Raw genomic sequence first — 14,442 nt, 5'->3', positions numbered from 1 at the left:
GTGCGTAAGGTATGCCCCGGGTGGGCACCAGCGCACTCCTCACCCTCTTTTCCTTTTGCTGATTCGCCTTCACAGAGACTGACCGCCATGCTGCTCTACACCCTCTATCTGATCGCCATTACCGCCGAGGCGATGTCGGGGGCCTTGGTCGGCATGCGCCGGGGTATGGACCGCTTCGGGCTATGCCTGGTTGGCACGGCCACCGCGCTGGGCGGCGGCACGGTGCGGGATGTGCTGCTGGGCAACTATCCGCTGACGTGGATCTCGCATTCGAATTACGTCTTTATTACAATTGGCGCCGCGTTGCTCGCGGCCACGCTTGCGCCGTGGCTGCGGCATTTACAGGGACTATTTGTCGCAGTCGATGCGCTTGGACTGATCGCTTTCACCATCATCGGCTGCAATGTCGGGCTCAAGCTGGGCGTCAGCACCCCGATTGTGGTGCTGGCTGGGGCGATTACCGGTGTCTGTGGTGGCATGCTGCGTGATCTGCTGTGCAATGAAATTCCGCTGGTATTGCGTCAGGATCTGTACGCCAGCATCGCGCTAGCCGCAGGCGGGCTGTATCTGCTGTTGCTGCATTGGGGCGTCACGGCCGACACCGCGTCAGTGGCCGTGCTGGTCAGCGGATTTGCGACGCGTATGCTGGCGGTGCGTTTTCACTGGCAGCTCAAGGTTTATTCCTCGGCCGATGCCGGTGGCGCGCATTGATTGAGATTGATTAGTCAGTTAGTCAAACAGCCGCAGCCTCGAAGTCAGGCTGGCCTCGCACACGCTACGCGGTACGCTGTGTGCCAGCCGCCACCTGGCGTTTTACCCATGCAGGACCCGTATTTCATTCCATGATCCAGAAAAAAAAGTCGCGTCAAGATGCTTACGCCCCTGTCGCCAGGAATCCAGTACTGGTCACCCGCTTGCCACTGTGGCGCTCCAAGCTGGTGATCTTTCTGATGTTTGCCGCGTTCGCTGCGCTGGTAGGCCGGGCCTTCTGGGTGCAGGTGGTCAATCAGGATTTCTACGTCACGCAAGGGCAAAAGCGTTACCAGCGCACGCTCGAGCTCGATTCCACCCGCGGCCGTATCGTCGACCGCCACGGGGCGCTGCTGGCGGTCAGTCTCGTCACCTATGAAATCTGGGCTACGCCCAAGTTGCTCGATCCGGCCACCTATCCGGCGCTCGCCAAACTGCTCAAGTTGCCGCTCGCTGAGCTGAAAAAACGCCTGGACGGCGATCGTTCGTTCGTGCTGCTCAAGCGCCAGGTGGATGCCGCGACGGCCGTTGAGATCGACAAGCTCGACCGGGCGGGCATCACCCGCATCGCCGATTCAAAACGGTTTTATCCCGAAGGCGAATCCGCCGCGCACGTGGTGGGCTTCACCGATATCGAGGACAAAGGCCAGGAAGGCGTTGAACTGGCCGCAAACCAGCAACTGAGCGGCACCGATGGGCAACGTGAGGTGATCCGTGACCGGCTTGGCCGAGTGGTGCTGGAAACCCGCCCGCTCGTGCCTGCGCTGAATGGCGAGACGGTGCATCTGAGCATCGACCGCCGGGTTCAGCAACTGGCGTATTCGCAGCTGAAAGCGGCAATCGCTAAGCACAGCGCGGAAGCGGGCAGCGTCGTCGTGCTGGACGCGCGCAATGGCGAAGTGCTCGCGCTCGCCAACTATCCGAGCTTTGATCCCAACGATCGCGGCCGCCTGACCGGCCGCCAGTTGCGCAACCGCGCGGTGGTCGACACCTTCGAGCCCGGTTCAACGATCAAGCCAGTGGTGATCGGCCTGGCGCTGGATACCGGCAAAGTCCGGCCGCAAAGCCTGATCGACACCGCCCCCGGCACCTACAAAATTGGGCCCGCCGTGATTCACGACACCTCCAACCACGGCCGCATCACGGTGGCCGAAGCGTTGCAAAAATCGAGCAATATCGCGCTCGCCAAGCTGGCGCTGAACCTGCCCGCCCAAACCATCTGGGACAAATATCAGGATTACGGCCTTGGCCGCGCGCCAGAACTGACCTTCCCGGGCGTGGCGTCAGGCCGCGTGCGGCCATGGAAAAGCTGGCGTCCGATCGAGCAGGCCACGATGTCCTACGGCTATGGCCTCTCGACTTCGCTGCTGCAAATCGCTCAGGCCTATACCGCCTACGCCGGTGACGGCACGATGCACCCCGCACGGCTGCTGCTCGACAGCGAGGCCGCCCCCACAGCGCTCCCTCCCGGGCCACGCGTGACCACGCCCGCCACGGCAGCCTCGCTGCGCGCGATGCTGGAATCCGCAGTCGGCCCCGGAGGCACGGGCCGCGCAGCGACGGTTGAAGGCTATCGGGTTGGAGGTAAAACCGGCACTGCCCGCAAGCAAATCGGCTCGACCTACGCCAAGAACCGTTACCGCGCGCTGTTTGTCGGCATGGCACCAATGAGCCAGCCGCAAATCGTGGTCGCCGTGATGATCGACGATCCGGCTGGCCGCGCGTTCTATGGCGGCACCGTCGCGGGCCCGGTATTTAGCGCGGTGACCGGCGGCACGCTGCAACTGCTCGGCGTGCCACCGGATGCCCGGCGTCCAGCGTCAGCCCCCGCCGCCGCCCCCGCCAGCCGTTGAACCACACGATTCATCTTGCATGATCGTGCGTCGATCTCCGGCGATTCACACACGATTACTGCGCAACAAACCGACTACCTGCAGCAAGCCTTGTTAGACTACCCCGCGCTTGAGCCTGAACCAGGCGAGCCAAACTAAGCCAAACGAGCCAGACGAACCCAGCCAGCAACATGCCGGGTTCGCCTGCCGCAATGATTTACTCCCCACCAAAAAAGGACAGCGATGACAAAACGCACCCTGACAACCGCTGCCGGCGCGCCGGTCGGTGACAACCAGAACAGCGAAACGGCCGGCCCGCGCGGCCCGGTCACCTTGCAAGACTTCTGGCTGATCGAAAAACTCGCCCACTTCGACCGCGAAGTCATCCCTGAGCGGCGCGTGCACGCCAAAGGCTCAGGTGCCTTTGGCACCTTGACCATCACGCACGATATTTCCCGCTATAGCCGGGCCAAACTCTTTGAAGTGGGCAAAGTCACGCCTGCTTTCGTGCGCTTTTCAACGGTCGCAGGTGAACGCGGTGCCGCAGACGCTGAGCGCGACGTACGCGGCTTTGCGATCAAGTTTTATACCGAGGAAGGCAACTGGGATCTGGTGGGCAACAACACACCGGTCTTCTTTATCCGTGACCCGCTGAAATTCCCTGATTTCATTCACACGCAAAAGCGCAATCCACAAACCAATCTGCGTGATGCCACAGCGGTTTGGGATTTCTGGTCACGTCATCCGGAATCGCTGCACCAGGTCACGATCCTGATGAGCGACCGGGGGTTGCCGAAAAATTATCGCCAGATGCACGGTTTTGGCTCGCATACGTATTCGTTTCTCAATGCGCAAAACGAACGGTGTTACGTCAAATTCCACTTCAAGTCGAAACAAGGCATTGAAAACTATACGAATGACGAAGCCAATGCCTTGATTGGCCAGGACCGCGAAAGCGCGCAACGCGACCTGTTCGAACAGATCGAAAAGAAAAACTTTCCGCAATGGCGTTTTTGCGTGCAGATCATGTCCGAAGCCGAGGCCAATTCACGCAAGGAAAATCCGTTCGACGTCACGAAAGTGTGGTCGCATAAAGATTTCCCGCTGATTGAAGTGGGCGTGCTGGAGCTGAACAAGAATCCGGAAAACTACTTTGCCGACGTCGAGCAGGCCGCTTTCACGCCAGCCAACATCGTCCCCGGCATTGGCTTCTCGCCAGACCGGATGCTGCAAGGGCGGCTGTTCTCGTATGGCGACACGCAGCGTTACCGGCTGGGCGTGAATCATCATCAGATTCCGGTGAATGCACCGCGTTGCCCGATGCAGAACTCGTTCCACCGGGACGGCATGACGCGTAGTGATGGCAATCAGGGCAGCACGGTGAATTACGAGCCGAACCGCGATGGTGCGTTCCCGCAAGACCCATCCGTAAACGAGCCGCCGCTGGCGACCAACGGCCCAGTCGAGCGCTACGATCACCGGGAAGACGGCGATTATTTCAGCCATCCGCGAGCGCTTTATGCGCTATTCGATACGGCTCAGCGCGAGCGCTTCTATAACAACATCGCCGCAGCGATGCGCGGCGTGCCGCAAGACGTTATCGAGCGGCAACTGGCGCTGTTCGACCAGGTTGATCCGAGCTATGGCAAAGGCGTGCGGCAAGCGCTGGGGCAGAAGTAAAGAGCCAGCCTGATGGAGAGCGAAGTGGCGCGGTTGGCCGCTTCGCTGTTTCGCCGTTTCCACGAACCTGTTGGTGCAGTTCACCGCATAAAGCTTGAGAGTGGCGCACAGGAGATTTGACGCGAACTGCCCGGGCACGAGCGCTACTTGATTACGCTGCGATCAAGTGCCGAGGGAACCTAATGACATGGCTGGTTACTTAGCAAAGACCCCCAATTGTTAAGGAATTAAGCTAATGAGTCTCACCGTCTCCCCAAACCTGTCACGCACCAATTCAAGCAGTAGCATTGCCCCTCCTGTTGCAAATACTAATTCCAGCACTGAAAAAACTATTTCAAGCTATTTAACTGATCTCGTTGGCGAGGCGGCGGAAAATAATAATATTTTAATCACCCGAGTCATCCGCGACAAAATTTTCGGCACCAATCCGGGTGAAGACTATGATAGAAATTTACTGGTAAAAAACGAAGGCGGCAGTCTGTATCATTTAACCGAAAAAGGAACCCAGGTATTTTTCGCTCTGGCGTTGCTTCATCACGATGGCTGCATTAATCCAGAAAATGGCGAAGTTGATATTAAATTCACAACCTCTATTATTCGCCATTTTTTAGCGCAAGATATTGTCTCAATCAACCAGAACGCCGCAAAAAACATCAAATACAACATTAACAATGATGGGAAAATTTATTTTAATGGCGTAACAGGCGACTCTTTTGATGTATCTGCAATCCGCCCGAATATCCAGCGCGCACGAGAAATTGCGAAGCTAGAAAAACCTGTTGAATTCGAAATCGACCTTGATACGCCAGATATTGCGTCATCAGAAAAGCTTGCTGACTGCCGTCAAATTGTAATAGGCGATGGACACGGTAATGCCTTGTTAATGGCAAAAAAAATTGGCGCAGCAGGCTATCTTGGCTCAGCAGCGGAAAGCATTGAGCAATTTAATCAAAGCATTAAAATTATTCATGATAAATTTGAAAAAATTAGCTATCGTGAAATCAACAATGTAAATCAAAAATTAAATACTGTTTCGGAGAAAATTATCGAAAAAAAAGATTTATTGAAAAAAGAAAGCGATTTGCCTTTCTACAAACGAAAATTTGGAAAAATAGACAGCTTAACTGCAGAAATGCAAACACTGGAACAAGAAAAAAAAGATTTTCTCGACGACAAGAAAACTACTCTCGACCAGATCATCACCGATTTAACTCAATATGACATCCATTTATCCCTCGCCTTCAGAAAAAACCTGGATCAAGCTACAAATGCCTCTCCAGCCAATCCAGACGCAAATATCGATGTAATATTTCTGGGCGACACGACCAACGATTGCGGCCCGAATGATCTAGCTACCATTTCTTTTTTCAAATTACTGAAAAATAACAACATCAATTATAAAATTATTTTCTCCAATCACGATCTTAATTTTCTCCGGTTTTTTCTGAAAATTGAACATATTCCAGATAACGAAAGCTACGCTGCCATCTTCAATAATCCGAATATGCTCGACATGCAGGGAAAATCTTTACAAATAGCAGCCGAAATTCTTGACCACGACGTCTCACTAAGACGTGATTTTAAAAATAAAGTCCGGCAATTTTACATGCCACATCTGCTGATGATGGCAATCAGTGAAAATGATGCAAAATTATTAACCCATGCCCCTGTTAATGAGTTAATTTTTACTCGCATTCTGGACGATGTAGCAGCGCGTTATTTCAACACCTCAGCACAAAAAACAGAGTTCAACACTTTGTCCTGGGAAGAAAAAATTCGCTATATCAATAAATTTTTACTTGAGGTGATTTTAGTCTCTTTCGAGTCACTAGGAACATATTTCCCAACCATAAATCGAGTTAATTCCAAATTACACTCAATGGGTGTAGATCAGAGCGAACCTATCAAAAATAATGAAGCGGATAACCTTCCGTCGTTTCACTGGCTCGCTGCGGTATGTGGCCAAGGATTTTCCACTCCCGGCGATATGAATTTTATCCATGAATTTACGGGAAATGCAGTACTGCCTTCCCCGAATCACGGGAATGTCCACGGACACACTGTGAAAGCGATGGATAACTGGCAAGTTCAGGATCATTTTAAAAAAGCATTTACCGATCTGGATGAAACCATGAAAAAATCAGATTTCTCTAGCCTGGCTGATTTTTCAAATTGTTCAATGAAAAAAAGTACGTGGAATTTAAGCGCACAATCGCTCCCGTATTTCCTGTTTTCCGCGACAAGACATCTGCCTGGGTTTGCTGCTTATTTAAGTAAAAATGAGAATTCGAGCTTAAAAATCGGCGCGGCATTTATTAATTTTGCCAAAGAAAAAGCCCCGGAAATTTCAGGAAAATTTGACGACTATTTTGTGGAAGATATTCAAACAATTGACCATGTTGCACCAAGCCAGATTGAGGCGAATTCGTTATATAACGCCGTATTAGATTCGCTCGACGCCGAGGCTAACAACAGAGCTCTCATTCCCGGCCATGAAAACGTTGCGTGCATTCATTCAATCGATAGCCCTCTGGGTAAAGGCAATGAAAATCGGAAGCAAAACGTCCTGGTTTATGCACCGGGGACTGGTTCCGCTGTGCATTAAACCGGTTTATCGAGGGAGCGTTCCGGTTTGAGATGCAATGCCGGTATGCCTCTCTGATGAACTCACTGCCAGTCAGCTTCGGCACGACAAAAAAACGCCCGATGAATTTCATCGGGCGTTTTGTTTGGCATTGCCGGATAACTCAGCGGATTACCTCCGGCATAAACGACAACCTGTGTCGCAAGACGAGCGGCTGAATCCTTGAAGAGCCACCCGCCAGCTTTAAACATCGTGCCGTTCGTTTGCCGTTACTTATGCCTCAGCGGCTGGCTTAGGCATCGCCTTGCGTGCCCCAGCCTTTTTTGCAGCGGCTTTTTTGGTGGGTGCTTTTTTAGCCACTGTTTTTTTAACGGTTGCTTTCTTCGCTGGCATCTTTTTAGCGGCGGCTTTTTTCACCGCAACAGCCTTTTTCACGCCTGCTTTCTTTGCCGCCATTTTCTTACCTGGCGCGACGGCAGAAACACGCTCCTCAGTTGCGCCATCAAGCAAAAAGACCGAGCGATCTTTCACATGCTTGATCCATTCTGGCGCACGGGCGTGACCGCTCCAGGTCGCGCCGGTTTTTGGATCACGATACTTCGGCGGCAGCTTGCCTTTGGCCTGGCCTGCTTTAACGCCCTTGGCCGCCCGGCCCACTTTCCCAGCCGCAGCCTTGCCAGGCTTGCGTTTGCCATGCGGGCCATGCCCATCGATATCCGCAGTCGTCAAACCATAACGATCCATCAACACGCGGATATCGCTAAGCACACTAGAGGCCTGTTTCGCAATCATGGCCTCTGCTTTTTGCTGCAGCTTCTTGATACGAATCTGAATTTTGTCGAGGGCACTCACCAGATACCTCCTAAAAAAATAAAAGAATTTTGACACTATGCCATGAATAACAATCATATAAATAGCTTTTATATGAAATCGGGTAATGAAAAATCCGTTCATTGACCACGAATTATTTCAGGGTAACCTGGGTGAGCGCGTAAAAGAGCGGCCGATGAAAAGAAACCTGCAGCTAATAACGGGTTGCTACGGCTAGTTGCCATAACCCGCTTCGCGGTAATGATTCAGCGCAAGCCGCTTATTTGTGCCAGCACACCCGGTGCAGCGCCACGCCCGCACGGGCTATGCCGTATTCAGGCTTTATCACACACTCAACCGATACCGAAACACCCTCATTTCAACCGCACGGTTTCAGAAAAATTTCAGGGAAAAGCAAAACAGGAAAGCCCAAAAACAAAACCCCGCAACATGTGCGGGGCAGCAAACAAACTGAACATCCTGACTGACTCTCTGGCTATCGGGCTTTACGCTTCGCATTCACCTGGCAACTCGTGCGCGATTTACCGCGCACGCGGCATCCTCAAACGTGATGACGCACCAGCCCAGCCTCAACCTCACGCCGGGAACCCAGCGCGAAATACAGCGTTACGCCGCCCAGCACCAAAAGCAATGCGAGTAAATGCAGACCGTTATCTATCCGCCCTGTGACCATCTTGACCCAGCCAATCAACGTTGGGCTAAAAAAACTGCCGAGCTGCCCGAGGCTGCTGATCAGTGCGATGCCGCCAGCCGCGCCGGTCCCTGACAAATAATCCTGGGGAATCGACCAAAACACCGGCAAGGCCGCGAACGTGAATACCACGGCCATGCTGAGCAGCACGAGCATCAACGGCAAGCTGGCTGGCAAAAAGCCCAGCGCCGACAATGTCACGCCACCCAGAATCGCGCACACCGCGTAGTGGCCGCGCCGCTCACGGTGGCGATCCGAATGACGCGAGACCAGCACGATCCCCAGTGCGCCAAAACCATATGGAATCGCGCTATACAGCCCAACTTGCAGCACACCGTTCACACCCGCGCTTTTAATCATCGCGGGCAGCCAGAAACTGATGGCCATCGTGCCGCAAGTCAGCGTGAAATACACCGCTGCCAGCAGATAGACCCGTGGGTTGCGCAGTGCGTCCGCAAACGAATGCGATGCCACGTGGCTGCGCGCGGCCTGATCTGCATCCAGATGAGCCTGAAGACGCGCTTTTTCGGCGGCCGATAACCAGCGCGCGCTAGACGGATGATCCTGCAGCAGCCACCAGGCCATCACCCCTAGCACCGCCGCAGGCAGGCCTTCGATGATGAACATCCATTGCCAGCCAGACAAACCCAGCATGCCGCCGGTGTACTCCATGATCGCGCCCGAGACGATGCCGCCCAGCACGCCCGCGATGGCCACCGCGACAAACAGCCAGGAAGTGACCGCTGCGCGCCGTGATGCTGGAAACCAGTAAGTTAGATACAAAATGATTCCCGGGAAAAATCCGGCTTCGAAAACGCCCAGCAAAAAGCGCATCAAATACAGCATCAACGGCGTGGTGACGAAGGCCATCCCTGCTGAGATCAGCCCCCAGCACACCATGATCCGGATAAAAGTGCGGCGCGCGCCAATCCGTTGCAATAACAAGTTGCTTGGCACCTCAAACAGAAAATAACCAAGAAAAAAGACCCCGGCACCCAGGCCATAAACCGCATCGCTAAAGCCCAGATCCCCCTTCATCTGAAGCTGGGCGAAACCGATATTGATGCGGTCGAGAAACGCGACGATGTACGAGATAAACAGAAATGGCACGATCCGCAGCGCGACTTTGCGGTACAGCGCACGGTCTTGCTGCTGGGCCGCTGGCTCGATGGCGGGCGGCTGGGACAACGCTGTCATGGGGAGTTCTCCTGATCCTGAGGCAAATAAACACCGGGCTTCTGCGAGCCCGTGATGATTCGATGGTTAATGACGGGACAAGCTAGGCACAGGAACGGCATCGCGGGCCGCGCTCAATGCCGCTTCGCAACGCGCGGCATCGCCAAGCGCTTCAAACAGCAACAGCACCAGCCGGGCCAGCAGCAGGCTTTCGCGCTCGCGCCCAACTTCGCTGATCGCCATACAGCAGGCGCTATACAGCGCGTCACGTTCTTCATCTTTAAGCATGGGCATGGTGGGCCTCCGAATGAGTCTGGGCTGAAAGGGCTCGCGTGCCCGCATGGCCGCAAGCGTGTTGCAGCGCCGCGCTGATCTCCGCGTCAGTGGGTTCATGCCAGCGGGCGCAGAGATGACCGTCCGGACGCACCAGCCAGACCTCGCCGTCACGTGTCCCATATGTGGCCGACAAGCCGGGATGAATCTCCGTGACCACGCGAGCCGCCCCGGCTCCGTTCTGCTGCGCAGCCTGATTGAGATTCGGCTGAGCCTCCGCTGCCAGATACACCTGCACTCGCTGCAACGGCGGCCAGCCCGGTGCACTCGCCACACGCGGGAACAAATGCGCGGCTTGCGCGCCGAAGCACATCAGCGTGAAATGCGGCCCGAGCATGTCAGACAAAAACGCTGTGCCATGGCTATTTGTGACAGGCACGTCCGGCATCACCTGACCAGGTGCCAGCCGCTGCCCACCCGGTGCAGCAGCTTTATCCTGCAGCGCTGACCAGTTCGACAGCGGCGAGCCGAGGTATTCGATCGCACTGGTCTGGCGCGGATTCACCAGCTTCGCAATCTCGCGGTGCTGCAGCGCCAGCGACAACGCTGCCTCGCGCATCAGCGCATAACCCCGTGATGGCGGTGCCATGAACTCAGTGCTGCGCATCGCGCTCGCCGCATTCACATGAAACGCCTGCACCCGTTCACTCGAATAGCTCTCCAGCAAGCTGTCAGCGCCCCAGCCCTGCACCACCCCAGCGAGCTTCCACGCCAGGTTGTCTGCATCGTCAAAGCCGGAATTCAGCCCGCGCACACCAAAGATCGGCAACGCGTGAGCCGCATTGCCCGCGAACAGGATGCGGCCATGGCGGTAACGCTCCAGCGTCATCGCCCCCGCCCGGTAAGCGCTGCTCCAGACCAGCTTCCAGGGACGGTGCGCGTGGCCAGTCAACGCAAGCTGACGTTCAACGTAAGGCGTCACCGCCGCTGGTGTTAATGCAGCTTCAAGGTCGGTGTCGTCTGGCACCTGGTAGTCGATGCGCCACAGGTTGTCTGGCTGGCAGTGCATCAGCATGGTCCAGCCGGGGTTGGAGGGCGGATCGAACCACGCACGGCGCTCCACTGGATCGGGCAGATCGGCTTCGATATCGACGATCACATATTTGCCTTCATAGCCCGTGCCGCTGAGCGTTAGCCCAAGCTGCCGGCGCACAAAGCTTTGACCGCCATCGCAGGCCACCACCCAGGCGGCGTCCAGCGTGTAGCAACTCGTCTCGTGCCCTGCTATATGCGACACCTGCAGCGTGGTGTGCTCGGGCAGGCGCGTCAGCCCGCTCACCGTGCTGCCCCAGCGGATCTCAACCAGGTCCGCATAACGCGCGCGGATTTCATCGACTAAAAACTGTTCGATGTAGTACTGCTGCAAATTGATCATCGGCGGCAGCTTCTGGCTGGCGTCGTGCGGCATGTCGAAGCGGAACACTTCGGTTTGCTGATAAAAACTGCGCCCGGAAGTCCATGCCAGCCCCTTGGCCAGCACCGTCTCCAGCACGCCAAGCCGCTCAAGAATTTGCAGGCTGCGGCGCGAAATACAGGCGGCCCGGCTGCCCATGCAAACCGTGTCGTCGGCTTCGAGCACCACCGAGGCCACCCCATGACGCGCCAGCCCAAGCGCCAGCGCCAGGCCAACCGGCCCGCCGCCCACGATGACCACCTGATGGCGCTGGCGCTCATGCCCAGCCTCAAGCGCAGGCAGCGGCGAAACATACCGTTCGTAGCGAAACGGCCCAATGGATTCGATCACAAGCGTCTCCTCGTCGCGTCAGGCTAGATGCCTGCCAAGCCAGTCGTGGAAAGCATCGGCGCTCAGGCGCACCAGCTCCGGCTGGCCGGATAAATAGTGATTGCCGCCTTTGACTTCGACTTCGCTCAGCCGTCCGGGCGCGGCCTCACGCCAGGCCTGGGCGGTGCTAGGGAAGGTCGAGCCATCGGCGGTATGGGTCATCAGCAGCACCGGGACGCTGGTCCGTGCGAGGTTCTTCGGGCCATCGGCTAGCGAACGCGAGGACCACTGCGACAGCCACGAGCGCAGCGTGTTGAAGCGCCCCATCGCATTCGCCGCGTAGTTCACCGTGCGCGGGTCGCCCCAGATCGAGCCTGGGGCGCGGTCGTTGGCATCGAGCGAAAGATCAAGAAAACGCGGGTCAGCATGCGTGCGATAGACCAAAAACGTTTGGTCTTGCGGCCCATCGGGCAACGCCCGCAACAGCCGCAGCCGTTGCAGCACCCATTGCTCGATGCGCTCACGGCGCGCCCGTTGCGCTGCGCGGAAGCTGTCGACAAACGTGGCAGAGAACGGCGTGGGCAGGCCACAGTACAGATCCCATTGCGGATCAGTCGCCAGCGGATCGTCTTCTTCGATAACCGAAGGATCAAGCCACTGTTCGATCAAACGCGCCCGGCCAGCATGCGCGGCGGAGAGAATCAGCGCGTCGGCCGGTGGCAGATCCTGCGGCACCAGATGCGTCGGCAAGCCATCGGCGTAATGCGTCGCGCTGAGGTGCTCCGCTTCGGCCTGATAAAAACTGCACAGCGCCGCGCCACCTGAATTGCCGATCAGCACCACTTTGCGGTAACCCTGCGCGCGCAGCCATTTAACCCCTGCGCCCAGATCCTGGATGACCTGCTCCATCAACAGCATCGCGTCATTGCCCGCATAGCGCGAGTTCAGCCCAAGGCAGGCGATGCCCCGTTCTGCTAGCGGCTGCAGCAGGTAGTGGCCCATGAAATTGCTGGTGGGATGCATCACGATGGCGGCGACTGCGTGGTTATCAGCGGCTGGGGTAGCGAGTGCACCGTAGATCCGGGGCCGCAGGTTCTGCAAGCCGGACTGGCTTTCCATCGTCGCGCCGGGGCGCACGTCAATCGCCACCAGTTGCAGCGCGGGTGCTGCTGACATCGAAGCGCTCATGCCACCTCCGCGCGCGCCGCCCGCTTTTCTGCGCTCCATGCGCGCAACTGGCTATGCGCTTCGTCGGCGTGCTGCTGCATGACGGCTGCGCTGACAGTGGGCGTGGTCAATTCCAGCCGGATGCCATTCGGGTCGAAAAAGTAGATGGATTCGATGATGTGGTGGTCGGTCACGCCCAACACTTCAATGCCGTTGATCTGCAAATGCGTTTTCATCTGCCGCAGTTGCTCGGAAGATTCGACCCGGAGCGCGAGGTGATTCACCCAGGCGGGGGTATTCGGTGATGGCTCAGCGGCGGTGTCGTCGCCCAGATCGAAGAAGGCGATATAGCCGCCATTAGCCATTTCGAAAAAAATGTGTACGTAAGGGCAGTACTCGCCGGTACTGGGCACATGATCGTTGCGGATCAGATGCACCAGCGGCAAGCCAAGGATGTCTTCATAGAAATGCCGGGTTTGTTCGGCATCGCGGCAGCGCCACGCGAAATGATGCAGACCCTGAACCACGCCTGAGAGAGAAACGGGAATCGACATGAACGTCTCCATAAACGCCGCGTCTGTGATGAATAAAACGCGGCTAGATGGAGAGCTAGTCTAGAAATGCCCGGTAAGACTGTCTGTCCCCACAGATGAGGACATTGGTCTGATTCGACCTCGGGACTTACCCTGGCGCAGCCGCGCCAAGCAGGGCCACGAGGGCGGCCAGTTCGCCTTGCCGCGTAATGCCCAGCTTGGCGAAGGCGCGTTTTTTATAGGTGATAACGCTGGAAGGTGCGAGTGCGAGCGCCGCTGCTGCGGCCTTGGCAGTCGCGCCACGCCCGAGCGCACAGGCAACGGCTTTTTCCCGCGCCGACAGCAGCGTTTGCCAGCGCCGCAGCAACTCTGGCTCAATCTCGGCCATGGCGGGAATCGTGGGAATCGTAGGGATCGCAGCGAGACGGCTGTGCAGCTGGGTCAAGGTGCCGAGAAAATCGCCCAGTGCGGCAATCGCCGCTTTCTCCCGAGGCTGGAACTGGCCCATCTCGGTCGATTTATAAAAATTTAGAAACAGCACGGCATCGGGGCTGGGCACGATCACGGAGAGCTTGTCGGCAATCGCCGGCTGCGTAAAAAACAGCTCTAGATAATCGCTATTGGCGAGGCTGCTGAGGGTGGTTGAGCGCACCGTGACACGGCTGCGCTGCGCATGAGGCAGCGCGCTATGTTCGCGCACCAGCGGGTCTTGCAGAAAATAGCCGCCGACGTAGGCCCGCGTCAGCCGCAATGCATCGGGCCGGGCGTCGCGGCTCGCCGCTGCCGCCATGCTCGCGTGCCGCCCTGCGACCTGCACCAGCGTGCAATGCGCCAGCTCACTAACGGGGCTCAACGCGGCTAGCAGGGAAGCGCAAAACATCTCGCTGCCTGCGGCCTGCAAACTGCCGGTAAAAAGTGCCGCGCTGGTGCCAGACAGCGGCGCGGCGGGAGAAACGGACAACGGAATCGGCATGGGTGGGGCCTGTACATCAAAGCATCAAAGCAGCGGATGGCGGCTATTGAAGCACACCCACGGGCTGGAACGGCACCAGGCAAAACCGCATGTAGCAGGTGTTTCTGGTGCGCTCAGCGCTTCCTGGGTGGCTGGCGTGAGCCCGGGCTACGGGCCCTTAAGCGTCGTG

At 56.8% G+C, this 14,442-nt stretch carries 11 protein-coding genes; 4 read left to right on the top strand and 7 right to left on the bottom strand.

Features of this window, described 5'->3' with window-relative positions:
- Nucleotides 1–87 precede the first annotated feature (87 nt).
- The 4 genes from GH656_RS15635 (at nucleotide 88) to GH656_RS15620 (ending at nucleotide 6,867) form a co-directional block, all read left to right on the top strand.
- Nucleotides 88–711 carry a trimeric intracellular cation channel family protein gene (locus GH656_RS15635; protein ID WP_153076974.1) on the top strand — a complete coding sequence of 208 codons (624 nt, stop codon included), beginning with the start codon at nucleotides 88–90 and terminating at the stop codon, nucleotides 709–711.
- 131 nt (nucleotides 712–842) lie between these two features.
- Nucleotides 843–2,603: a peptidoglycan D,D-transpeptidase FtsI family protein gene (locus GH656_RS15630; protein WP_153076973.1), complete on the top strand. Its 1,761-nt coding sequence runs from the start codon at nucleotides 843–845 to the stop codon at nucleotides 2,601–2,603.
- Nucleotides 2,604–2,825: 222 nt separating this feature from the next.
- Complete coding sequence (locus GH656_RS15625) at nucleotides 2,826–4,262, top strand: catalase (RefSeq protein WP_153076972.1); 1,437 nt, start codon at nucleotides 2,826–2,828, stop codon at nucleotides 4,260–4,262.
- A 235-nt stretch (nucleotides 4,263–4,497) separates the two neighbouring features.
- On the top strand, nucleotides 4,498–6,867 hold the full coding sequence (locus tag GH656_RS15620) for a hypothetical protein (RefSeq protein WP_153076971.1): 2,370 nt from the start codon (nucleotides 4,498–4,500) through the stop codon (nucleotides 6,865–6,867).
- A gap of 252 nt (nucleotides 6,868–7,119) precedes the next feature.
- On the opposite strand, the gene GH656_RS15615 is transcribed toward GH656_RS15620, so the two are convergent.
- From GH656_RS15615 to GH656_RS15585, 7 genes are all read right to left on the bottom strand, one after another.
- Nucleotides 7,120–7,800, bottom strand: coding sequence for an H-NS histone family protein (locus GH656_RS15615; protein ID WP_246184338.1), 681 nt, complete (start codon nucleotides 7,798–7,800; stop codon nucleotides 7,120–7,122).
- A 418-nt stretch (nucleotides 7,801–8,218) separates the two neighbouring features.
- Nucleotides 8,219–9,565, bottom strand: coding sequence for an MFS transporter (locus tag GH656_RS15610; RefSeq protein ID WP_153076970.1), 1,347 nt, complete (start codon nucleotides 9,563–9,565; stop codon nucleotides 8,219–8,221).
- A 66-nt stretch (nucleotides 9,566–9,631) separates the two neighbouring features.
- Nucleotides 9,632–9,838: a DUF2783 domain-containing protein gene (locus GH656_RS15605; protein ID WP_153076969.1), complete on the bottom strand. Its 207-nt coding sequence runs from the start codon at nucleotides 9,836–9,838 to the stop codon at nucleotides 9,632–9,634.
- Complete coding sequence (locus tag GH656_RS15600) at nucleotides 9,825–11,621, bottom strand: FAD-dependent monooxygenase (protein ID WP_153076968.1); 1,797 nt, start codon at nucleotides 11,619–11,621, stop codon at nucleotides 9,825–9,827. The genes GH656_RS15605 and GH656_RS15600 overlap by 14 nt, the downstream gene beginning before the upstream one ends.
- Nucleotides 11,622–11,639: 18 nt before the next feature.
- Nucleotides 11,640–12,788, bottom strand: a complete 1,149-nt coding sequence (locus GH656_RS15595) for an alpha/beta hydrolase (RefSeq protein WP_246184337.1) — start codon at nucleotides 12,786–12,788, stop codon at nucleotides 11,640–11,642.
- A complete protein-coding gene (locus GH656_RS15590; protein ID WP_153076967.1) occupies nucleotides 12,785–13,321 on the bottom strand; it encodes a VOC family protein in 537 nt (178 codons plus the stop codon). Before GH656_RS15590 ends, GH656_RS15595 begins: the two co-directional genes overlap by 4 nt.
- A 127-nt stretch (nucleotides 13,322–13,448) precedes the next feature.
- Nucleotides 13,449–14,273, bottom strand: a complete 825-nt coding sequence (locus GH656_RS15585; RefSeq protein ID WP_246184336.1) for a LuxR C-terminal-related transcriptional regulator — start codon at nucleotides 14,271–14,273, stop codon at nucleotides 13,449–13,451.
- Between the last annotated feature and the right edge of the window lie 169 nt (nucleotides 14,274–14,442).

Origin of the sequence: Paraburkholderia bonniea (assembly GCF_009455625.1) — a bacterium.
GTDB lineage: Bacteria > Pseudomonadota > Gammaproteobacteria > Burkholderiales > Burkholderiaceae > Paraburkholderia > Paraburkholderia bonniea.
This window is presented reverse-complemented; position numbering and strand designations above follow the sequence as displayed.